The organism is Pseudomonas sp. PDM15 (genome assembly GCF_014851565.1).
GTDB lineage: Bacteria > Pseudomonadota > Gammaproteobacteria > Pseudomonadales > Pseudomonadaceae > Aquipseudomonas.
In genome coordinates this window covers 1-20,480 of sequence record NZ_JACVAA010000006.1, presented here as the reverse complement: position 1 = coordinate 20,480, position 20,480 = coordinate 1, and the positions used below count along the sequence as shown (strand labels likewise).

Below are 20,480 nucleotides of genomic sequence, written 5' to 3'. Positions count from 1 at the left end.
CCATTCAGCGGCAGGGGCCTGCATGCAACGTATCCGTGTACTCGACTCGCACACCGGCGGCGAACCGACTCGCCTGGTTCTCGAAGGCTTTCCCGATCTAGGGCGCGGCAGTATGGCCGAGCGCCGCCAGCTGCTTTCCGAGCGCTTCGACCAGTGGCGCGCCGCCAGCGTGCTGGAGCCGCGCGGCAGCGATGTGCTGGTCGGCGCCCTGCTGTGCGAGCCGGTCGATCCCAGCGCCTGTGCCGGAGTGATCTTTTTCAACAACACCGGCTACCTCGGCATGTGCGGCCACGGCACCATCGGCCTGGTGGTCTCCCTGGCGCACCTGGGTCGCATCGGCCCGGGCGTGCACAAGATCGAGACGCCGGTCGGCACCGTCGAGGCGACCCTGCACGGCGACCGCTCGGTGAGCGTGCGCAACGTGCCGGCCTACCGCTATCGCAAGGCGGTGACGCTCGATGTTCCAGGCTACGGCCGCGCGACAGGCGATATCGCCTGGGGCGGCAACTGGTTCTTCCTGATCAGCGATCATGGCCTGCGAGTGGTCGGCGACAACCTGGACGCCCTCACCGCCTACTCGGTGGCCGTGCAGCAGGCCCTGGAGGACCAGGGCATCCGTGGCGAAGACGGCGGCCTGATCGACCATATCGAGCTGTTCGCCGATGACGCAGAGGCCGACAGCCGCAACTTCGTGCTCTGCCCCGGCAAGGCCTACGACCGCTCGCCCTGCGGCACCGGCACCAGCGCCAAGCTGGCGTGCCTGGCGGCGGACGGCAAGCTGCAGCCGGGCCAGCTGTGGCGCCAGGCGAGTGTGATCGGCAGCCAGTTCGAGGGCAGCTACGAGAACACCGATGGTGGTCGCATCATCCCCACCATTCGCGGCCGCGCGCATATCAGCGCCGAGGCCACCCTGCTGATCGAGGCGGACGACCCGTTCGCCTGGGGCATTCGCCTGTGAGCGATGGCGCCGACGTCATCGTCATCGGCGCCGGCATAGTCGGCGCCGCCTGCGCCCATGAGCTGGCCAGGCGCGGCCAGCGCGTGCTGGTGCTGGATGCTGGCCTGCGCGCCGCCACCGCCGCCGGCATGGGCCACCTGATCGTGCTCGACGACAACCCGGCGGAGCTGGCGCTCAGCCAATACTCGGTGCAGCGCTGGCGCGACTGGGCCCACGATATGCCGGACGACTGCGCCTACCGGCAGAACGGCACCCTGTGGCTGGCCGCCAACGCCGAGGAGATGGCGGTGGCCGAGGCCAAGTACCAGGTGCTGCGCGAGCATGGCCTGGACTGCCAGTTGCTCGGCGCCGACGCCCTGCGCAACGCCGAACCGGAACTGCGCGAAGGGCTGCACGGCGGCCTGCGGGTGATCGGCGACGGTATTCTCTACGCGCCCAACGCGGCGCGCTGGCTGCTCGACCACCCGCTGATCGAGCAGCGCCAGGCTCATGTGACGGAGATCGACGGTAACCGCGTCCGCCTGCAGGACGGCGCCTGGCTCAGCGCCCAGGCGGTGATCCTGGCCGGCGGCGCCCATGTCACCGAGCTATGCCAGGAACTACCGATCGAGCCGAAGAAGGGCCACCTGCTGATCACCGACCGCTACCCCGGGCGCATCAGCCATACCCTGGTGGAACTCGGCTACGTGACCAGCGCACACAACGCCACCGGCCCGTCGACCGCCGCCAATATCCAGCCGCGGCCGACCGGCCAGCTGTTCATCGGCGCATCGCGGCAGTTCGGCACCAGCGATCCGGAAGTCGAGCCGTGGATGCTGGCGAAGATGCTGCAACGCGCCGTCGACTACATGCCGGGCCTGGCCCGGCTCAACGGCATCCGTGCCTGGACCGGCTTCCGCGCCGCCAGCCCGGACGGCCTGCCGCTGCTCGGCGAACACCCACAGCGCCCCGGCCTGTGGCTGGCGGTCGGCCACGAGGGCCTGGGCGTCACCACCGCACCGGGCAGCGCCGACCTGCTGGTCGCCCAGTTGCTCGGCGAGACCGCGCCACTGGCGGCGGAACCCTATCTGCCGCAGCGCTTCCCTGGAGTATGCGCGCATGCCTGAACTGATTCTCGACGGCCGCCCGCTGCAGGTGGCCCCCGGTACCACGGTGGCGGCCGCGCTGATGCTCGGTGGCGACGGCACCAGCCGCACCTCGGTCAGCGGCCAGCGCCGCGCACCGGTGTGCGGCATGGGCATCTGCCAGGAATGCCGGGTGACCATCGACGGTCAGCGCCGCCTGGCCTGCCAGACCCTGTGCCGCGACGGTATGAAGGTGGAGAGCCGGCCATGAAGGTGGACATCCTCATCATCGGCGCCGGCCCCGCCGGCATGGCCGCCGCCCTGGCCGCCGCACCGAGCGGTGCACGGATCGCCGTGCTCGACGACAACCCCGCCGCCGGCGGGCAAATCTGGCGCGACGGCCCGCAGGCACACCTGCCCGCGCTGGCCCGCGAGCATCGCCAACGCCTGGAAGCCCAGGCCAACATAGAGCTGCTGCCGGCCACCCGCGTGGTCGCCCTGGCCGGGCCCAAGGCGCTGCTGGTGGAAGATCCCGAGCAGGGCCGGGTGATCGAGTACGACAAACTGATTCTGTGCTCCGGCGCCCGCGAGCTGCTGCTGCCCTTCCCCGGCTGGACCCTGCCCGGCGTCACCGGCGCCGGCGGCCTGCAGGCGCTGATCAAGGGCGGCATGCCGGTGGCTGGCAAGCGCATCGTCATCGCCGGCAGTGGCCCGCTGCTGCTGGCCAGCGCCGCCACCGCGAAGGACGACGGCGCGACGGTGCTGCATATCGCCGAGCAGGCCAGCTGGTCCGCCGTGGCCGGCTTTGCCGCGCAACTGCCACGCTGGCCGCACAAGCTGCTGCAATCGTTCGGCCTGTTCCACCCCGGCTATCGAGCGAGCAGCCATGTCGTCGAAGCCTTGGGCGATGGTCGGCTGGAAGCGGTGCGCCTGAGCGTCGGTGGACAGATCCGCGAAGTCGCCTGCGAACGGCTGGCCTGTGGCTTCGGCCTGATTCCCAATCTGCAGCTGGGCCAGGCGTTGGGCTGCCGCATCGACAACAACGCCATCGCCGTCGATGCCTGGCAAACCACCAGCCTGGATAGCGTCTATGCCGCCGGTGAGAGCACCGGTTTCGGTGGTAGCGAAAAGGCCCTGGTGGAAGGCGCCATCGCCGGCCACGCGGCAGTGGGCGAGCGCGACGCGGCGCAGCACCTGTGGCCGCAGCGCCAGCGCTGGCAGGGCTTTGCCACGGCATTGAATACCGCCTTTGCCTTGCGTGACGAGGTGAAGCAGCTGGCCAGGCCGGACACCCTGATCTGCCGCTGCGAAGACGTGCCGCTATCCGCTGTGGCCGATCACCACGGCTGGAGCCAGGCCAAGATGGCCAGCCGCTGCGGCATGGGCGCCTGCCAGGGCCGGGTCTGCGGCGGTGCCGCCCAGGCTCTGTTCGGCTGGCAGCCGACGGCGCCACGCCCGCCGTTCAGTCCGGCGCGCATCGAGACCTTGCTGGAATTGCGTGGCGAGCCTCATTCCCAGGCGTAGAGCCAACCGACGGCGCTGACCCGCTCGCCGTCGAAGCTCACCAGCAACTGGTCGTGGTTGCCACGCCACTGGTAGCTCCACAGCCTCTCACCCGGCTCGCCACGCCAATCGGTGCGGCGCAGCCAGTCGGCGTACTCGGCGCCATCAGCGGTCACTTGCACATCGGGCTCGCCCATCAGCGCGCGCACGCCTGCCTCGTCCGGTTTTTCCGCAATCAGGCGTTCGGCCAGGCCCTGCATCAACTGGTGCTTGCGCCCCTGCCAGGCATCCAGATCCTTGTTCCAGGCCGCGCCATCGAAATGTCCGCGCTGCTGGCGTAGCTGCGCCCATTCCCTGGCTTCAGCACCATCGCCCGGCGCCGGCCCGGCACTGCAGCCCAGGCTGGCGAGCAGCGGCAGAGCTACAAACAGTGCACTGAATTGCCTCATGAAATCGCTCCTTTAGTGGCCATTTGCCGCGAATCTGTACGCATCACGCGGCCATCATCCGACAAATTGACAGACCCGCCAGTGACTTCTAGGTTTCTTTGACTCTTGCTGCCAGACCGGCCACCTCCCGACGCCACGCCAGGAAAGGATCCCAGCCCGTGCAGTCGGCACCAGAGCGTTCGCCGTATCCGCTGCGGTCCACAAGACCGCCATCGGAACCGTGCCCGCTTATCGAGCGGGCGCCCCTACTACATGGACAGGAACAGCAAGAATGATAAAGCGGAACCTCACGCTCGCCATCGGCGCGGGCATCGCCACCCTTTGCATGCTGCAAAACGCTCAGGCCAACACCGAGGTCCAGGCCCAGGAAGACTTCCTCCTGCTGGAACAGGAGAAGGCCGCCAACCAGGTGTACAAGGCGTTCTTCCCCAATCTGGATATCGCCCGCAAGGCCGCCATCAGCTTCCACGGTCAATTGCTCGAATCGCACTATGAGCAGGGCTACCTGATCATGGAGCTGACCGCCGAAGAACAGGAGAAGCTGGCCGCGTTCGGCTTCACCTTCCAGGTGGCTGACGACTTCATCGCCAAGCGCAACCAGATCCTCGGCAAGATCCAGCAACGCCTGCAGCAGCGCAGCCTGAGCACCAGCGCGGCGACCGCCGATGCAGGCATCGCCAGCATCCCCGGCTATGCCTGCTACGAGACGGTGGAAGAGACCTACGCGGCCGCCGCCGGTATGGCCAGCACGCACCCGCAACTGGCGCAGTGGCTGACCGTCGGCCAGTCCTGGGAAAAGACCCAGGGCCTGGGCGGCTACGACATCGGCGTGCTCAAGCTGACCAACCAGAACAAGCCCGGCGACAAGCCCAAGCTGCTGATCAATAGCGCCATCCATGCCCGCGAGTACACCACCGCGCCGCTGGTGCTGGCCTTCGCCCGCTGGCTGGTGGACGGCTACGGGGTGGACCCGGACGCCACCTGGATCCTCGATCACCACGAAGTGCACCTGCTGCTGCAGACCAACCCGGACGGCCGCAAGAAAGCCGAGACGGGGCTTTCCTGGCGCAAGAACACCAACCAGAACTACTGCGGGCCGAACAGCAACACCCGCGGCGCCGACCTCAACCGCAACTTCACCTTCGGCTGGAACAGCACCAACGGCCAGGGCTCCAGCGGTGCCCAGTGCAACGAGACCTATCGCGGCCCCAGCGCCGGCTCCGAGCCGGAAGTGCAGGCCCTGGAAGCCTACGCGCGGAGCATCTGGCCGGACCGCCGCGGCCCCAACCGCGGCGACGCGGCGCCGAGCACCACCAGCGGCATCCACCTGGACATCCACAGCTACAGCGAACTGGTGCTCTGGCCCTGGGGCGACACCAGCCAGGCCGCGCCCAACGGCACGGCGCTGCAGACCCTGGGCCGCAAGTTCGCCTTCTTCAACGGCTACACCCCGCAGCAGTCGGTCGGCCTGTATCCCACCGACGGCACCAGCGACGGCATCAGCTACGGCGAACTGGGCGTGGCCGCCTACACCTTCGAGCTGGGCACCCAGTTCTTCCAGACCTGCGCCGTGTACCAGAACACGGTGAAGCCGAAGAACCTGCCGGCGCTGATCTACGCCGCCAAGGTAGTGCGCACGCCATACATCACCCCGGCGGGGCCGGACGTGGCCAGCGTCGTGCTGAGTGGTGGCGCTGCCACCACGGGAGTGCCCGCCGGTACGCCGGTGACCTTGTCGGCCAGCACCAGTGACCTGCGCTTCAGCACCGCCAACGGTACCGAGGCGACGCAGAACATCGCGGCCGCCGAGTACTACATCGGCAAGGCGCCCTGGGAAGCTGGTGCCACGCCCGTCGTTCTGCAACCGCTGGACGGTGCGTTCAACGCCAAGACCGAGAACCTGACCGGCACGCTGGACACCACCGGCCTGGCCACCGGCAAGCACCTCGTCTATGTGCGCGCCCGTGACGCCGGCGGCAGCTGGGGCGCGGTCAGCTCCAGCTTCCTGGTGATCGGCGAAGGCACGCCGCAGCCCACCTACTGCAGCGCCGCCAGTGGCAACTCCGCTTCCGAGTGGATCGGCCAGGTCCAGGTCGGCACCTTCAGCCGCAGCTCCGGCGCCAGCAACTACAGCGACTTCACCGCCCAGGTGATCGACCTGCAGCGCGGCGCCAACAGCCTGCGTCTGACCCCGCAGTTCTCCGGCCGCGCTTATGCCGAGTACTGGAAGGCCTGGGTCGACCTGAACAAGGACGGCGACTTCCTCGACGCTGGTGAAGAGGTGTACAGCTCCGGTCGCGCCCTGAGCACCGTAGCCACTGGCAACCTGACCATCCCGGCCAGCGCCCCGGCAGGCAAGACGCGCCTGCGCATCGCCATGCGCTACAACACGGCACCCGTGCCCTGCGGTAGCTTCAACTACGGCGAAGTGGAGGACTACAGCGTGCGTCTGCCGTAACGCATGCGCGGCCCGCCTACGGGCGGGCCGCTTGTCCCCACCGCCCACCGCTGCGCAGAATGGGCGCCTTCCAGGCCAGTGCCCGATCCCCATGCTCGACCTGCTGCCGCAACCCACCCCCGCCGATCTGCCCACCCTGCTCGCCAGCCTGAGCGCCGTCGCCCCGCTGCTGGATGCCATGCCCGGCGTGGTGTTCTTCATCAAGGATCCGCAGGCGCGCTACGTGCTGGTCAACCAGACCCTGGCCACCCGCTGCGGCTTCGCCAGCAAGCACGAACTGCTCGGGCGCACCGCCGAGGAAGTCTTCCCCGCGCGCTTCGGCTCGCTGTACACCGCCCAGGACCTGCAGGTGCTGGATACCGGCAACGGCCTCGAAGATCAGCTGGAGCTGCACCTCTATCCCGGCCGCCAGCCCGGCTGGTGCCTGACCCACAAGCTTGCCCTGCGCAACGCCGAGGGTCGCGTCATCGGCATGGCCGGCATTTCCTGCGACCTGCCGGCGGCCCAGGCCGCGCACCCGGCCTACCAGAAGCTGGCGGCGGTGGACGAGCACATCCGCCGGCACTATGCCCAGCCCCTCAGCCTGGCCGAGCTGACCGCCATCGCCGGGCTCTCGGTGGCGCAACTGGAGCGTCACTGCAAGCGCATCTTCCAGCTCACCCCGCGACAGATGATCCACAAGGCGCGCCTGGGTGCGGCCTCGCAGCTACTGCTCGGCGAACTGCCGATCACCGAGATCGCCCTGCGCTGCGGCTACACCGACCACAGCGCCTTCAGCCGCCAGTTCAAGGCCCTCACCGGCCTCTCCCCCAGCCAGTACCGCGACTCCCATCGCAACCCCTGATAACTGCCGCGCGCCGCGACGGTAGCGATAGGTGCAACCCAATCGCTACCCGGCGTGTTCCGTTTGGGGGCGTGCGTGGGTAGCCATGCTTCCTTATGTAACACCAAGCGGTCACGAAAACGCCCGGCTAGTCTTTCCGCCACCGCTGCATAGGGCCGCCCGAGCCGATGCGGCGCGGGCTGGCGGTTTTTCGGGTCTGCCACGGACGATCCGGCACAGCCCTTGCTAATCAAATATCGTATACGAAATTCAAGATACCCAGATCCAACTGCCAATTCCTTCAGACACACGAGGCTGCACATGAACCGTAAGACTCTCGCTCTTGCCCTCAGCACCGTACTGACCTCCTCCCTGGCCGTGACCGCCCAGGCCGACAAGCTCGACGACATCATCGAGTCCGGCAAACTGCGCTGCGCCGTGACCCTGGACTTCCCGCCCATGGGCTTCCGCGACGCCGACAACAACCCGGCGGGCTTCGACGTGGACTACTGCGCCGATCTGGCCAAGGTCCTCGGCGTGGAACCGGAAGTGGTCGAAACACCCTTCCCCGATCGCATCCCGGCCCTGGTCTCCGGCCGTGCCGACATCATTGTCGCCTCCACGTCCGACACCCTGGAGCGCGCCAAGACCGTGGGCATGACCGTGCCCTACTTCGCCTTCCAGATGGTCGTGCTGACCCGCGAAGACGCTGGCGTGAACAGCTACGCCGACCTCAAGGGCAAGAAGCTGGGCAACACCAGCGGCACCTACGAGGCCATCGCCCTGGAGAAAGACCAGAAGGCCTGGGGTGAAGGCAGCTTCCGCGCCTACCAGTCGCAGAACGACACCATCCTCGCCGTGGCCCAGGGCCATATCGACGCCACCGTGGTGACCAACACCGTGGCCGCCGCCACCCTCAAGTCCGGCAAGTACAAGGGCCTCAAGGTCGCCGGTGACGCGCCCTACGTGGTCGACTACGTGTCCCTGGCGGCCAAGCGCAGCGAGTACGGCCTGCTCAACTACCTCAACCTGTTCGTCAACCAGCAGGTGCGTAACGGCCGCTACGACGAGCTGTGGAAGAAGTGGGTCGGCGACGAGATCAAGCCGGCCAACCTGACCGTGCCTGGCGTGTACTACTGATCAGGCGCGCCCGGAGAGATGACGATGTCCGCAGTCAGTATCGACGGCCGCAGTCTGGTCAATGGCAGGGGCCAGGGGCCTCTGCTGTATGCCGACCTGGGCCTGAGCTTCTGGGGCGGCGTCGACCCGTTCAGCGGCGAGGTGATCGATAGACACCATCCGCTGAGCGGGCAATCCCTGGCCGGGCGTGTGCTGGCCATACCCAGCGGACGCGGCTCCTGCACCGGTAGCAGCGTCCTGCTGGAACTGATCCTCAACGGTCCGGCACCGGCTGCGCTGGTGCTGGCCGAGCCCGACGAGATTCTGACCCTCGGCGCCCTGGTCGCCGAGCATGTCTTCGACGTCCAGCTGCCGGTGCTGTGCATCGGCCACGCGGCCTTCGCCGAGCTGGCAGGCCACGCTGGCGCCATCGCCCGTGTCGACGGCGAACGCCTGCAGCTGTACGCCAGCACGCCGCAGGACAGCTGGCGCGCCGAACCGATTGCCCATGGCGATGTGCAGCCAAGCGGAATCGCCCTGAGCGAACGCGACCGCGCCATCTTGGCCGGCGAACACGGCAAGGCGGCCCAGGTGGCGATGCAGCTGGTGCTGCGCATGGCCGAGCTGCAGGGCGCCCGCGAACTGCTCGACGTGACCCAGGCGCACATCGACGGCTGCATCTACACCGGTCCGGCCTGCCTGCGCTTCGCCCAGCAGCTGCTGGACTGGGATGCCAAGGTCTGCGTGCCGACCACGCTCAACTCGATCTCGGTGGACCAGCGCCAGTGGCGCGCCCTGGGCATCGACCCGGCGTTCGGCGAGCCGGCCAGCGCCCTGGGCGAGGTATACATGGCCATGGGCGCGGCGCTCAGCTACACCTGCGCGCCCTACCTGCTGGACAGCGCGCCCAAGGCCGGCGAGCAGATCGTCTGGGCCGAGTCCAACGCCGTGGTCTACGCCAACAGCGTACTCGGCGCCCGTACCCTCAAGTACCCGGACTACCTGGACATCTGCATCGCCCTCACCGGGCGCGCGCCGCTCAGCGGCAGCCACCTGGACGAGGGCCGCCACGCCAGCCTGCTGATCGAGGTGGAAACGCCGCAACACCCGGACGACAGCTTCTGGCCGCTGCTCGGCTACCACGTCGGCCTGCTGGCCGGCAGCGACATCCCGCTGCTCTGCGGGCTGGAGCACAGCGCCGCCGACAGCGACGCGCTCAAGGCCTTCGGCGCCGCCTTCGCCACCACCTCGGCGGCGCCCATGTTCCATATCGCCAGCATCACCCCGGAGGCCCCGGACGTGGCCAGCGCCCTCGGCGGCAAGGCACCGGCCAAGCACCTGCGGGTCACGATCGCCGAGCTGCTGGACAGCTGGTGGGAGCTCAACAGCGCCGAGTCGCCGCGGGTCGAGCTGGTGGCCCTGGGCAACCCGCACTTCTCCAGCAGCGAGCTAGCGGCCCTGGCCGAGCTCTGTGCCGGTCGTAGCAAGCACCCGGACACCGCCCTGGTGGTGACCTGCGGCCGCGCCGTGCACGAGCGGGCGGTGCAGGCCGGGCACGTGGCTACGCTGGAAGGATTCGGTGCGCGCCTGGTAACCGACACCTGCTGGTGCATGCTCGGCGAGCCGGTCGTACCGCCGGGCAGCCGCACCCTGATGACCAACTCGGGCAAGTACGCCCACTACGCCCCCGGCCTGGTCGGCCGGCACGTGCACTTCGGCAACCTCGCCGCCTGCGTCGAGGCCGCCTGCACCGGGCACAACCAAGGACAGCTCCCGGCCTGGCTGGGCCATCACCCACAAGGAAATCGCTGATCGATGTTCGATTACACCTTCCACTGGCGCTCGGCGTTCAAGGCCTTGCCGGACATGCTGGCAGGCGCCTGGGTCACCCTGGAGACGGCAGCCCTGTCGATGCTCCTAGGCACCCTGATCGCCCTGCTGCTGACGGTAATGCGGCAGATGCAGCACCCGGTGCCCCGGCATTTCGCCAACACCTGGGTGTCCATCGCCCGCAACACCCCGTCGCTGTTCCAGATCTACATCCTCTACTTCGGCCTCGGCAGCTTCGGCCTGCACGTCAGCTCGTGGGTCGCCCTGCTGGCCGGGATCACCTTCAACAACGCCGGCTACCTGGCGGAGAACTTCCGCGGCGGCCTCAAGGCGGTGCCCGACACGCAGATGCGAGCGGCGCGCTCGCTGGGCATGAGCGCCTTCCAGGCCTACCGGATGATCATCATTCCGCAGCTGCTGCGCATCGTCTTCTACCCGCTGTCCAACCAGATGGTCTGGGCCGTGCTGATGACCTCGCTGGGCGTGATAGTCGGGCTGAACAATGACCTGACCGGGGTCACCCAGGACTTCAATGTGAAGACCTTCCGCACCTTCGAGTACTTCGCCCTGGCGGCGGTGCTCTATTACCTGATCGCCAAGACCATCGTGCTCGTCGCACGCCTGATGGCCTGGCGCCTGTTCCGCTACTGAGGGAGGACTGCGCATGTTCGAAACCAGTCTCACCTCCAACGACCTGCTGTACCTGCTCAAGGGCGCCTGGGTCACCCTGGAACTGACCGTCGGCGCCATGCTGATCGGCACCCTCGCCGGCGTGCTGTTCGGCCTGCTGCGTGCCACCCTGCCCCGCGCCACCCTGCCGCTGGCCTGGATACTGGACGTGTTCCGCAGCGTGCCGCTGCTGATCCAGTTCGTCCTGTTCAACGCACTGAAGAGCATCGCCGGCCTCGACATCAGCGCCTTCGCCGTCGGCTGCATCGTGCTCGGCGTGTACGCCGCCTCGTTCTGCACCGAGATCGTGCGCAGCGGCGTGCTCGCCGTGCCGGCGAACCTGCGCCGTGCCTCGCGCTCGCTGGGCATGAGCTACTGGCAGGACCTGCGCCACATCGTGCTGCCGATCGCCACCCGCGTGGCCTTCCCCGGCTGGCTCAATCTGGTGCTGTCGGTGATGAAGGACACCGCGCTGGTCATGTGGATCGGCATCGTCGAGTTGCTGCGCGCCTCGCAGACCATCGTTACCCGTATTCAGGAGCCGCTGCTGGTGCTGTGCATCGCCGGCCTCATCTACTACGTCATGAGCCTGGTGGTGGCCCGTCTGGGCGCCCGGCTGGAAAAAAGGTGGCAGGAAAATGATTGAGATCGACAACGTCTACAAGTCCTTCGGCGACCTGGAAGTCATCAAGGGTGTCAGCCTGACGGTGAACAAGGGCGAGGTGGTGTCGATCATCGGCGGCTCCGGCTCCGGCAAGTCGACCCTGCTGATGTGCATCAACGGCCTGGAGCCGATCCAGAAGGGCAGCATCCGCGTCGACGGCACCGAGGTGCACGCACCGGGCACCGACCTGAACAAGCTGCGGCAGAAGATCGGCATCGTGTTCCAGCAGTGGAATGCTTTCCCGCACCTGACCGTACTGGAGAACGTGATGCTGGCGCCGCGCAAGGTGCTCGGCAAGAGCAAGGAAGAGGCCGAGGCCCTGGCGGTGAAGCAGCTCACCCACGTCGGCCTGGGCGACAAGCTCAAGGTGTTCCCCAGCAAGCTTTCCGGCGGCCAGCAGCAGCGCATGGCGATTGCCCGCGCGCTGGCCATGAGCCCGGACTACATGCTGTTCGACGAGGCCACCAGCGCCCTCGACCCGCAGCTGGTGGGCGAGGTGCTGGACACCATGCGCCTGCTCGCCGAAGAGGGCATGACCATGATCCTGGTCACCCACGAAATCCGCTTCGCCCGCGATGTGTCCGACCGCGTGGCGTTCTTCCGCAACGGTCTGGTGCACGAGATCGGCTCGCCCGACCAGGTCATCGGCAACCCGCAGAAGCCGGAGACCGCGGACTTCCTGAAGTCGGTCCTGTAGGGGGAAGCAATGCGTTCGAGCAAGGTCATCCATGTGGTCAGCTGCCACGCCGAGGGCGAGGTCGGTGACGTCATCGTCGGCGGCGTCGCGCCGCCGCCGGGCGCCACCCTCTGGGAACAGTCGCGCTGGATCGCCCGCGACCAGGAGCTGCGCAACTTCGTATTGAACGAGCCGCGCGGCGGCGTGTTCCGCCACGTCAACCTGCTGGTGCCGGCCAAGGACCCGCGGGCGCAGATGGCCTGGATCATCATGGAGCCGGCCGACACGCCGCCCATGTCCGGCTCCAACTCGCTGTGCGTGTCCACCGTGCTGCTCGACAGCGGCATCCTGCCGATGACCGAGCCAGAGACCCGCCTGGTGCTGGAGGCGCCGGGCGGCCTGATCGAGGCCGTGGCCCAGTGCCGCGACGGCAAGGTGCAGCGGGTGGAGGTGAAGAACGTGCCGTCCTTCGCCGACAGGCTGGACGCCATGATCGAAGTCGAAGGCCTCGGCAGCCTCAAGGTCGACACTGCCTATGGCGGCGACAGCTTCGTCATCGCCGATGCCCGTGCCCTGGGTTTCTCGCTGACTGCCGACGAGGCCGCCGACCTGGTTGCCGCCGGCCTGAAGATCACCCGCGCAGCCAACGAGCAGCTCGGCTTCGTGCATCCGCTGAACAAGGACTGGGCGCACATCTCGTTCTGCCAGATCGCCGCGCCGGTGGAACGCATCGATGGCGTGCTGACCGCCGCCAACGCAGTGGTGATCCGTCCCGGCAAGATCGACCGCTCGCCCTGCGGCACCGGTTGCTCGGCGCGCATGGCGGTGCTGCACGCCAAGGGCCAGATGCAGGACGGCGAACGCTTCATCGGCCGCTCGATCATCGGCTCCGAATTCCACTGCCGCATCGACTCGCTGACCGAAGTCGCCGGACGCCCGGCCATCTATCCCTGCCTGTCCGGCCGGGCCTGGATCACCGGTACCCACCAGCACCTGCTCGACCCGAGCGACCCGTGGCCACAGGGCTATCGGCTATCCGATACCTGGCCGGTCGAGCTGAAGCTGTAACAGCCGTTTTTTGGATTTTGAAACCCGCCGCTTCGCCGGCGCACTGAACCGGGCCCAGGCCCAACCCCATGGAAACAAGGGTGTAGAACGACCCTTTGCTTTCGTATACGAAATACTTTGACTCTGCCCCAGGAGGCAAACAGCATGAGCAGCAACATCTTCACCGGCACCATCCCCGCCCTGATGACGCCCTGCACCGCCGAGCGCAAGCCGGACTTCGACGCCCTGGTGCGCAAGGGCCGCGAGCTGATCCAGGCCGGCATGAGCGCGGTGGTCTACTGCGGATCCATGGGCGACTGGCCGCTGCTCACCGAGGCCGAGCGCCAGGAAGGGGTGGCGCGCCTGGTCGCCGCCGGCATCCCGACCATCGTCGGCACCGGTGCGGTGAACAGCCGCGAAGCGGTGTCCCACGCCGCCCACGCGGCCAAGGTCGGCGCCCATGGCCTGATGGTCATCCCCCGCGTGCTGTCCCGTGGAGCCTCGCCGGCCGCCCAGGAAGCGCACTTCGCCGCCATTCTCGAGGCGGCGCCGAAGCTGCCGGCGGTGATCTACAACAGCCCGTACTACGGCTTCGCCACCCGCGCCGAGCTGTTCTTCAAGCTGCGCCGCCAGTACCCCAACCTGATCGGCTTCAAGGAATTCGGCGGCGCCGCCGACATGCGCTACGCCGCCGAGCACATTACCTCGCAGGATGACCAGGTGATCCTCATGGCCGGTGTCGATACCCAGGTGGTGCATGGCTTCGTCAATTGCGGCGCGACCGGCGCCATCACCGGTATCGGTAACGCCCTGCCGCGCGAAGTGCTGCAGCTGGTCGAACTGAGCAAGCAGGCCGCCAAGGGCGACGCCGTGGCCCGCCGCCGAGCGCTAGAGCTGTCCGAGGCGCTCAACGTGCTGTCGTCCTTCGACGAGGGCTGCGACCTGGTCCTCTACTACAAGTACCTGATGGTGCTCAACGGCGACCAGGAATACGCCCTGCACTTCAACGAGACCGACGTGCTCAGCGACGCCCAGCGCAACTACGCCGAGACCCAGTACAAGCTGTTCCGCCAGTGGTACGCCAACTGGTCGGCCGCCTGATCGCCGTGCTGCGGCCGGATGCTTCCAGGGCATCCGGCCGATCCGCAATGGCAACGCTGATCTCATAGGCCCCCGACAGGAGCTAACCATGCCCGCCACCATCGGCCACAACTTCATCGCCGGCCGCCGCAGTGCCGCCGGTGAGGTCATCCTGCACAGCCTCGACGCCACTACCGGCGAGGCGCTGCCCTACCGCTTCCACCAGGCCACCGAGGCCGAGGTGGATGCAGCCGCCCGCGCCGCCGAAGCCGCCTACCCGGCCTACCGCGCCCTGAGCCCGGAGCGACGCGCCCAGTTCCTCGACGCCATCGCCGAGCAGATCGACGCCCTCGGCGACGACTTCGTCCAGCTGGTGTGCCGCGAGACCGCCCTGCCGGCCGCGCGCATCCAGGGCGAGCGCGGCCGTACCAGCGGGCAGATGCGCCTGTTCGCCAAGGTGCTGCGCCGCGGCGACTTCCTCGGCGCGCGCATCGACCGAGCGCTGCCCGAACGCCAGCCGCTGCCGCGTCCGGACCTGCGCCAGTACCGCACCGGCGTCGGCCCGGTGGCCGTGTTCGGCGCCAGCAACTTCCCGCTGGCCTTCTCCACCGCCGGTGGTGACACCGCGGCGGCGCTGGCCGCCGGCTGCCCGGTGGTGTTCAAGGCCCACAGCGGCCACATGGCCACCGCCGAGCTGGTGGCCCAGGCGATAATCCGCGCCGCCGAGGCCACCGGCATGCCGGCCGGTGTGTTCAACATGGTCTACGGCGGCGGGGTCGGCGAGTGGCTGGTCAAGCACCCGGCGATCCAGGCGGTCGGCTTCACCGGCTCGCTGAAGGGTGGCCGCGCCCTGTGCGACATGGCCGCCGCGCGCCCGCATCCCATCCCGGTATTCGCCGAGATGAGCTCGATCAACCCGGTGCTGATGCTGCCCGCCGCCCTCGCCGCCCGCGGCGAGAAGATCGCCCGCGAACTGGCCGACTCGGTGGTGCAGGGCTGCGGTCAGTTCTGCACCAATCCCGGCCTGGTCATCGGCATCGCCTCGCCGGCCTTCAGCCTGTTCGTCGCCAGCCTGATCGCCGAGATCGGCCAGCGCCCGGCGCAGACCATGCTCAATGCCGGCACCCTGAGCAGCTACGAACGGGGCCTGGCTGCGCTGCACACCCACCCGCGCATCAAGCACCTGGCCGGCCAGGCGCAGGAAGGCCGTCAGGCCCGCCCGCAACTGTTCCAGGCCGATGTCTCGCTACTGCTCAACGGCGACGAGCTGCTGCAGGAAGAGGTGTTCGGCCCGGTCACCGTGGTGGTGGAAGTCGCCGACAAGGCCGAGCTGATCCGCGCCCTGCAAGGCCTGCGCGGCCAGCTGACCGCCACCCTGACCGCCGAGCCGGCGGACCTGGAGGCCCACGGCGATCTGCTGCCGTTGCTGGAGCAGAAGGTCGGCCGGGTGCTGTTCAACGGTTATCCGACCGGCGTGGAAGTGTGCGACGCCATGGTCCATGGCGGCCCCTACCCGGCCACCTCGGATGCCCGCGGCACCTCGGTCGGCAGCCTGGCGATCGAGCGCTTCCTGCGCCCGGTGTGCTACCAGAACTGCCCGGACGCGCTGCTGCCGGACGCCCTGAAAAACGCCAACCCGCTGGGCCTGGCCCGGCTGGTCGACGGCATTACCACGCGGGAATCGCTGGCCTGAAACACAACTTGTGTCGGCTCAGACACCAGCGGTTCTCTCCCTCAGCCCCGGTTCGCCGGGGCTTTTTTTGCCTACGGGGACAGGCCCCTCTCCCTCCGAGAGAGGGCTGGGGTGTGTTTCAGGCAACGCGGAACTGCCAGACCTGTAGCCTGGATGCAATCCGGGACTAGAGTCGCCTGCCTCCCGGATTGCATCCGGGCTAGGCGCGACGTCAAGCGGCGCCCTAGGCCAGCAGCGCCTGCAGATCGCGGTACAGGCCGTCGTTGATCTCCACGCCCTCCACCAGGCTCTTCGCCCGCGCCTCGTAGCGGCGCTGCGAAGGCAGCCGCGCGCCCTGGCCCTGGATTGCCTCGAACAACGCCTCGGCGCGGGCCAGGTGCTGGTCGGCCTGCTCGCCGAGAAAGCGTTGCGGGTCGAGGGCGATGATCAGTTCGCCATGGTACGGCAGGGCATTCACGCCCTCGTCGAAGGCGCCGGATTCGAGGCTGGTCAGGTCGCCGATCAACGGCCCGGCGATCAGCTCGATCATCGCCGACAGGGCCGAGCCCTTGTGCCCGCCGAAGGTCAGCATGGCGCCGTGGTCGAGCACTTCGGCGGCCTCGCTGCTCGGCTGGCCGCTGCGGTCCACACCCCAGCCGGCCGGCAGCGGCGCACCGGAGCGGCGGTGCAGTTCGATCTCGCCACGGGCCACCGCGCTGGTGGCGAAATCGAAGACGAAGGGGTGGCCGCCAACTCGCGGCCAGCCGAAGGCGATGGGATTGGTGCCGAACAGTGGGCGGCTGCCACCGGCCGGCGCCACGTAGGCCTGGGTCGGGTTGCAGGCCAGCGCCACCAGGCCCAGCTCGGTGATCGCCTCCATCTCCGCCCACAGCGCGGAGAAATGCACGCAGCGGTTGATGGCCATGGCGGCGATGCCATTGCGCCGGGCCTTGTCGGCCAGCAGCGACAGGCCGGCGTCGAAAGCCAATTGGGAGAAGCCGCCATGGGCGTCGACCCGTACCAGCGACGGCGCCTGGTCGATCACCTCGGGCTCGGCGTCGGCCACCGCCTTGCCGGACTTGAGCGTGCGCACGATGCCGAGCAGGCGCCACAGGCCGTGTGAGGTGCAGCCATCGCGCTCGCCGGCGGTCACGGTGGCGGCGATGGCCTGCACGAAGGCCTCGCTGAAACCGGCGTGGCGCAGGATATCGGCGGCCAGCTCATGGGCCTCGGTCAGGGTCAATCGGGTCATAACAGGCTCCTGGCAGTCTGCCCGTTACAGTGGCCTGTCGCCGACGCCGAGGCTTGATCGCTTTGCACGCGCGGCATGCCGAATTCGGCACACCACGCATAGGGCTCAAGCCGCGTGGCGTTGCGGGCTGCGCGTGATCGGCAGGAAATCGGCGGGGAGCAGATCGGGATAGCCGCCGAGTTCCTGCTGCAGCCTACGCTGCTCGGCGTATTCCTCGATGGCACGGCGGAAGGCCATGCGGCGCTGATCTTCCAGCTTGCGGCGGGTCTTGCTGTCGTGGACGGGTTCTTCGAGATGCAGGTTCATCGCGGCGCTCCTGGTCCGTTTACCGGGAGCTCAGCATGCCTGCCTGGGCGTGACGCTTTGGCGGCGCGCCGATGAAGCTTGCGTGACGTTAGTCTTCCGCGCTGCGTACCGACTTGGGCGACAGACGCAGGCTGCGCAGGCTGCGCTTGACGCTCTTGAGGTGGTTGACCAAGTCCGGGCCGCGGGCCATGGCCACGCCCATGGCCAGCACGTCGATCACCACCAGGTGGGCGATGCGCGAGGTCAGCGGGGTGTAGATCTCGGTGTCTTCCTGCACGTCGATGGCCAGGTTGACGGTGGCCAGGTCGGCCAGGGGGGTCTGGCTCGGGCACAGGGTGATCAGCGTGGCGCCGGACTCGCGCACCAGGTTGGCGGTGATCAGCAGGTCCTTGGAGCGGCCGGATTGGGAGATGCAGATGGCCACGTCGCTGGGCTTCAGCGTGACCGCGCTCATCGCCTGCATATGCGGGTCGGAATACGCGGCGGCGGTCAGCAGCAGGCGGAAGAACTTGTGCTGGGCATCGGCGGCCACCGCACCGGAGGCGCCGAAACCGTAGAACTCAATGCGCTGAGCATTGGCGATGGCATTGACGGCCCGCTCCAGCTCGCGCGGGTCGAGGCGCTCGCGCACCTCCATCAGGGTGTGCAGGGTGGTGTCGAAGATCTTCATGCTGAAATCGGCCACCGAGTCGTTCTCGCTGATCGAGAACTGGCCGAAGCTGGCCCCCGCCGCCAGGCTCTGCGCCAGCTTCAGCTTGAGGTCCTGGAAGCCGCTGCAGCCGATGGCACGGCAGAAGCGCACGATGGTCGGCTCGCTGATGCCGACCTCGTGGGCCAGGTCGGCCATGGAGCTGTGCATCACCGCGGAAGGGTCCTGCAGGACGTGATCGGCGACCTTCAGTTCGGACTTGCGGAGCAGGTGACGGGACTGGGCGATATGCTGCAGAAGATTCACGGGCAGGGCTCTGTTGTCGGCTCGATGGAAACCGCGTCGGCGGGCAATTCTCCGGCTCGCTGCGATTTCACTCAGGCTGTTATGATCGGGGCTGTAGTGATCTTGTAGTTATACTACATGAACGCCCAACCCGCACAGGCAAACCGGCCGGAGGCCTCTCGTTGAACAGCCCTTGTGACATGCTGGTGTTTGGCGGTACCGGCGACCTGGCCCTGCACAAGCTGCTGCCGGCGCTCTACCACCTGCATCGCGATGGCCGCCTGAGCCCGGACATGCGCATCCTGGCGGTGGCGCGCAACGTGTTGAACCGCGCCGAGTACCAGGCCCTGGCCGAGCGCCGGGTCCGCGCCCAGGTAGCGCGCAGCGACTTCGACAACGACAGCTGGGCGGCCTTCGCCGCGCGCCTCGACTACTTCACCATGGATCTGACGCATACCGCCGAATTCGGCCGTCTCGGCAAGTTCCTCGGCGCCAGTGCCTGTAATCGCGGGCGCATCTACTACCTGGCCACCGCCCCCGACCTGTTCGAGGCCATCGCCGAGAACCTGGCCCTCGCCGGCCTGGCCGGCAGCGATACGCGCATCGTGCTGGAGAAGCCGATCGGCCACTCGCTGGAGTCCGCCCGGGAGATCAACGCCGCCATCGGCGCGGTGTTCAGCGAGGCTCAGGTATTCCGTATAGACCACTACCTGGGCAAGGAGACGGTGCAGAACCTGATGGCACTGCGCTTCGCCAACGCGCTGTTCGAGCCGATCTGGCGCGCCGGGCATATCGATCACGTGCAGATCAGCGTCAACGAGACCCTCGGCGTGGAAAACCGCGGCGCCTACTATGACCACGCCGGCGCCATGCGCGACATGGTGCAGAACCACCTGCTGCAGCTGCTCTGCCTGGTAGCGATGGAAGCGCCGGTGCGCTTCGACGCCGAGTCGGTGCGCAACGAGAAGGTGAAGATCCTCGAGGCGCTCAAACCCATTGCCGGCCTCGACGTGCACGACAAGACCGTGCGCGGCCAGTACGTGGCCGGCAAGATCGGCGGCCAGGAAGTGCCGGCCTACTACTTCGAGAAACACGTCGACAACGACAGCGACACCGAGACCTTCGTCGCCCTGCAGGCGGAGATCGACAACTGGCGCTGGGCCGGCGTGCCCTTCTACCTGCGCACCGGCAAGCGCATGGCGAAGAAGCGCTCGGAGATCGTCATCCAGTTCAAGCCGGTACCGCACCGCCTGTTCGACGGCAGCCAGGCCAACCGCCTGGTTATCAGCCTGCAGCCGGAGGAGCGCATCACCCTGCAGCTGATGGGCAAGAGCCCGGGCAAGGGCATGCGCCTGACACCGATGGAGCTCGACCTGAACCTGGCCCAGGTGTTCCCGCAGAAGCGCCGCTGGGACGCCTACGAGCGCCTGCTGCTGGACGTGATCGAGGGCGACTCGACGCTGTTTATGCGCAGGGACGAAGTGGAAGCGGCTTGGGATTGGGTCGATCCGATCCTCAAGGGCTGGCAGGACAACTACCAGGACCCGCGCCCCTACCCCGCCGGCAGCAACGGCCCGGAGCAGGCCAACACCCTGCTGGAACTGGCCGGGCGCGAGTGGGAAGACTGAACGGTATCGACGCTTCCACCTGACGCGAACTCTCCCGCCCAACGCCCCCTCTCCCCGGACAGATCGGCAGGACAGCCGATGTGGGCAGCGTCAGCTGGCCATAGGCCGAGCCACAGGGAGGTGGCGAGCCCAGAAGGCCGGGGTGAGGGTCGTTCAGCTACTCGGATGTGCTCCTGCATCTCCACGTAGGGTGTACTCGCCGCAGGCAGTACGCCATGCCGCTGCGCAACTCCTTGCACACTCGCCTCGCCGCCCCCTTGTCAGCCCCGCCCCAGCACCCGATTCACGGGCCTCCGGCGCCCTGCGCAAGCCCCTGCACAGACCTGCGCCAGATATTGCACAACCTTC

General features: G+C 67.9%; 19 protein-coding genes. 15 read left to right on the top strand and 4 right to left on the bottom strand.

Annotated features, from left to right (window positions below; translation table 11 throughout):
• The first annotated feature begins 22 nt into the window (after positions 1–22).
• From IB232_RS16730 to IB232_RS16715, 4 genes are read left to right on the top strand one after another with little or no spacing between them, the layout of a single operon-like run.
• Positions 23–958: a 4-hydroxyproline epimerase gene (locus IB232_RS16730; RefSeq protein WP_192399739.1), complete on the top strand. Its 936-nt coding sequence runs from the start codon at positions 23–25 to the stop codon at positions 956–958.
• Positions 955–2,064 (top strand): NAD(P)/FAD-dependent oxidoreductase, encoded by a 1,110-nt coding sequence (locus IB232_RS16725; protein WP_192399738.1) that lies wholly within the window; start codon positions 955–957, stop codon positions 2,062–2,064. Before IB232_RS16730 ends, IB232_RS16725 begins: the two co-directional genes overlap by 4 nt.
• Entirely contained in the window at positions 2,057–2,293 is a 237-nt protein-coding gene (locus tag IB232_RS16720; protein ID WP_192399737.1) for a (2Fe-2S)-binding protein, read from the top strand. The genes IB232_RS16725 and IB232_RS16720 overlap by 8 nt, the downstream gene beginning before the upstream one ends.
• Positions 2,290–3,546 carry an FAD/NAD(P)-binding oxidoreductase gene (locus tag IB232_RS16715; protein ID WP_192399736.1) on the top strand — a complete coding sequence of 419 codons (1,257 nt, stop codon included), beginning with the start codon at positions 2,290–2,292 and terminating at the stop codon, positions 3,544–3,546. Before IB232_RS16720 ends, IB232_RS16715 begins: the two co-directional genes overlap by 4 nt.
• Here IB232_RS16715 and IB232_RS16710 read toward each other — a convergent pair.
• Entirely contained in the window at positions 3,531–3,974 is a 444-nt protein-coding gene (locus tag IB232_RS16710) for a hypothetical protein (protein ID WP_192399735.1), read from the bottom strand. The genes IB232_RS16715 and IB232_RS16710 overlap by 16 nt on opposite strands.
• Before the next feature lie 271 nt (positions 3,975–4,245).
• Between IB232_RS16710 and IB232_RS16705 the strand changes: the two genes are divergently transcribed.
• From IB232_RS16705 to IB232_RS16660, 10 genes are all read left to right on the top strand, one after another.
• Positions 4,246–6,432, top strand: coding sequence for a M14 family zinc carboxypeptidase (locus tag IB232_RS16705; RefSeq protein WP_225592377.1), 2,187 nt, complete (start codon positions 4,246–4,248; stop codon positions 6,430–6,432).
• Positions 6,433–6,523: 91 nt separating this feature from the next.
• The gene (locus tag IB232_RS16700) at positions 6,524–7,276 is read left to right on the top strand and encodes an AraC family transcriptional regulator (RefSeq protein ID WP_192399734.1); all 753 of its coding nucleotides are present in this window, start codon (positions 6,524–6,526) and stop codon (positions 7,274–7,276) included.
• Between the two features lie 300 nt (positions 7,277–7,576).
• Positions 7,577–8,395, top strand: a complete 819-nt coding sequence (locus IB232_RS16695; protein ID WP_192399733.1) for a transporter substrate-binding domain-containing protein — start codon at positions 7,577–7,579, stop codon at positions 8,393–8,395.
• Between the two features lie 18 nt (positions 8,396–8,413).
• Complete coding sequence (locus tag IB232_RS16690; protein ID WP_412547742.1) at positions 8,414–10,186, top strand: aconitase X; 1,773 nt, start codon at positions 8,414–8,416, stop codon at positions 10,184–10,186.
• A gap of 3 nt (positions 10,187–10,189) precedes the next feature.
• A complete protein-coding gene (locus IB232_RS16685) occupies positions 10,190–10,855 on the top strand; it encodes an amino acid ABC transporter permease (protein ID WP_137974509.1) in 666 nt (221 codons plus the stop codon).
• Positions 10,856–10,868: 13 nt separating this feature from the next.
• Positions 10,869–11,519 (top strand): amino acid ABC transporter permease, encoded by a 651-nt coding sequence (locus tag IB232_RS16680; RefSeq protein WP_192399731.1) that lies wholly within the window; start codon positions 10,869–10,871, stop codon positions 11,517–11,519.
• Positions 11,512–12,234, top strand: a complete 723-nt coding sequence (locus IB232_RS16675; protein ID WP_192399730.1) for an amino acid ABC transporter ATP-binding protein — start codon at positions 11,512–11,514, stop codon at positions 12,232–12,234. The genes IB232_RS16680 and IB232_RS16675 overlap by 8 nt, the downstream gene beginning before the upstream one ends.
• Before the next feature lie 9 nt (positions 12,235–12,243).
• Positions 12,244–13,281, top strand: coding sequence for a trans-3-hydroxy-L-proline dehydratase (locus IB232_RS16670; protein WP_192399729.1), 1,038 nt, complete (start codon positions 12,244–12,246; stop codon positions 13,279–13,281).
• 144 nt (positions 13,282–13,425) lie between these two features.
• The gene (locus IB232_RS16665) at positions 13,426–14,361 is read left to right on the top strand and encodes a dihydrodipicolinate synthase family protein (protein ID WP_192399728.1); all 936 of its coding nucleotides are present in this window, start codon (positions 13,426–13,428) and stop codon (positions 14,359–14,361) included.
• A gap of 88 nt (positions 14,362–14,449) precedes the next feature.
• Positions 14,450–16,033 (top strand): aldehyde dehydrogenase (NADP(+)), encoded by a 1,584-nt coding sequence (locus IB232_RS16660; RefSeq protein WP_192399727.1) that lies wholly within the window; start codon positions 14,450–14,452, stop codon positions 16,031–16,033.
• Between the two features lie 223 nt (positions 16,034–16,256).
• On the opposite strand, the gene IB232_RS16655 is transcribed toward IB232_RS16660, so the two are convergent.
• The 3 genes from IB232_RS16655 to hexR all read right to left on the bottom strand — a co-directional run bounded on the left by IB232_RS16655 (position 16,257) and on the right by hexR (position 18,525).
• Positions 16,257–17,264, bottom strand: coding sequence for an Ldh family oxidoreductase (locus IB232_RS16655; protein WP_192399726.1), 1,008 nt, complete (start codon positions 17,262–17,264; stop codon positions 16,257–16,259).
• Positions 17,265–17,369: 105 nt separating this feature from the next.
• Positions 17,370–17,570 carry a PA3496 family putative envelope integrity protein gene (locus tag IB232_RS16650; RefSeq protein ID WP_192399725.1) on the bottom strand — a complete coding sequence of 67 codons (201 nt, stop codon included), beginning with the start codon at positions 17,568–17,570 and terminating at the stop codon, positions 17,370–17,372.
• Positions 17,571–17,658: 88 nt separating this feature from the next.
• On the bottom strand, positions 17,659–18,525 hold the full coding sequence (gene hexR / locus IB232_RS16645) for a transcriptional regulator HexR (RefSeq protein ID WP_192399724.1): 867 nt from the start codon (positions 18,523–18,525) through the stop codon (positions 17,659–17,661).
• 179 nt (positions 18,526–18,704) lie between these two features.
• Between hexR and zwf the strand changes: the two genes are divergently transcribed.
• Positions 18,705–20,132, top strand: a complete 1,428-nt coding sequence (zwf, locus tag IB232_RS16640; RefSeq protein WP_225592392.1) for a glucose-6-phosphate dehydrogenase — start codon at positions 18,705–18,707, stop codon at positions 20,130–20,132.
• Positions 20,133–20,480 lie beyond the last annotated feature (348 nt).

Excerpts from the sequence above, each read along its gene's own strand:
- IB232_RS16685 (WP_137974509.1), top strand. The coding sequence starts at position 10,190 with ATGTTCGATTACACCTTCCACTGGCGCTCGGCGTTCAAGGCCTTGCCG.
- IB232_RS16730 (WP_192399739.1), top strand. The coding sequence starts at position 23 with ATGCAACGTATCCGTGTACTCGACTCGCACACCGGCGGCGAACCGACT.
- IB232_RS16665 (WP_192399728.1), top strand. The coding sequence starts at position 13,426 with ATGAGCAGCAACATCTTCACCGGCACCATCCCCGCCCTGATGACGCCC.
- IB232_RS16690 (WP_412547742.1), top strand. The coding sequence starts at position 8,414 with ATGACGATGTCCGCAGTCAGTATCGACGGCCGCAGTCTGGTCAATGGC.
- IB232_RS16650 (WP_192399725.1), bottom strand. The coding sequence starts at position 17,570 with ATGAACCTGCATCTCGAAGAACCCGTCCACGACAGCAAGACCCGCCGC.
- IB232_RS16655 (WP_192399726.1), bottom strand. The coding sequence starts at position 17,264 with ATGACCCGATTGACCCTGACCGAGGCCCATGAGCTGGCCGCCGATATC.
- IB232_RS16710 (WP_192399735.1), bottom strand. The coding sequence starts at position 3,974 with ATGAGGCAATTCAGTGCACTGTTTGTAGCTCTGCCGCTGCTCGCCAGC.
- IB232_RS16700 (WP_192399734.1), top strand. The coding sequence starts at position 6,524 with ATGCTCGACCTGCTGCCGCAACCCACCCCCGCCGATCTGCCCACCCTG.
- IB232_RS16675 (WP_192399730.1), top strand. The coding sequence starts at position 11,512 with ATGATTGAGATCGACAACGTCTACAAGTCCTTCGGCGACCTGGAAGTC.
- IB232_RS16695 (WP_192399733.1), top strand. The coding sequence starts at position 7,577 with ATGAACCGTAAGACTCTCGCTCTTGCCCTCAGCACCGTACTGACCTCC.
- zwf (WP_225592392.1), top strand. The coding sequence starts at position 18,705 with ATGCTGGTGTTTGGCGGTACCGGCGACCTGGCCCTGCACAAGCTGCTG.
- IB232_RS16715 (WP_192399736.1), top strand. The coding sequence starts at position 2,290 with ATGAAGGTGGACATCCTCATCATCGGCGCCGGCCCCGCCGGCATGGCC.
- IB232_RS16705 (WP_225592377.1), top strand. The coding sequence starts at position 4,246 with ATGATAAAGCGGAACCTCACGCTCGCCATCGGCGCGGGCATCGCCACC.
- IB232_RS16670 (WP_192399729.1), top strand. The coding sequence starts at position 12,244 with ATGCGTTCGAGCAAGGTCATCCATGTGGTCAGCTGCCACGCCGAGGGC.
- IB232_RS16660 (WP_192399727.1), top strand. The coding sequence starts at position 14,450 with ATGCCCGCCACCATCGGCCACAACTTCATCGCCGGCCGCCGCAGTGCC.
- IB232_RS16720 (WP_192399737.1), top strand. The coding sequence starts at position 2,057 with ATGCCTGAACTGATTCTCGACGGCCGCCCGCTGCAGGTGGCCCCCGGT.
- IB232_RS16680 (WP_192399731.1), top strand. The coding sequence starts at position 10,869 with ATGTTCGAAACCAGTCTCACCTCCAACGACCTGCTGTACCTGCTCAAG.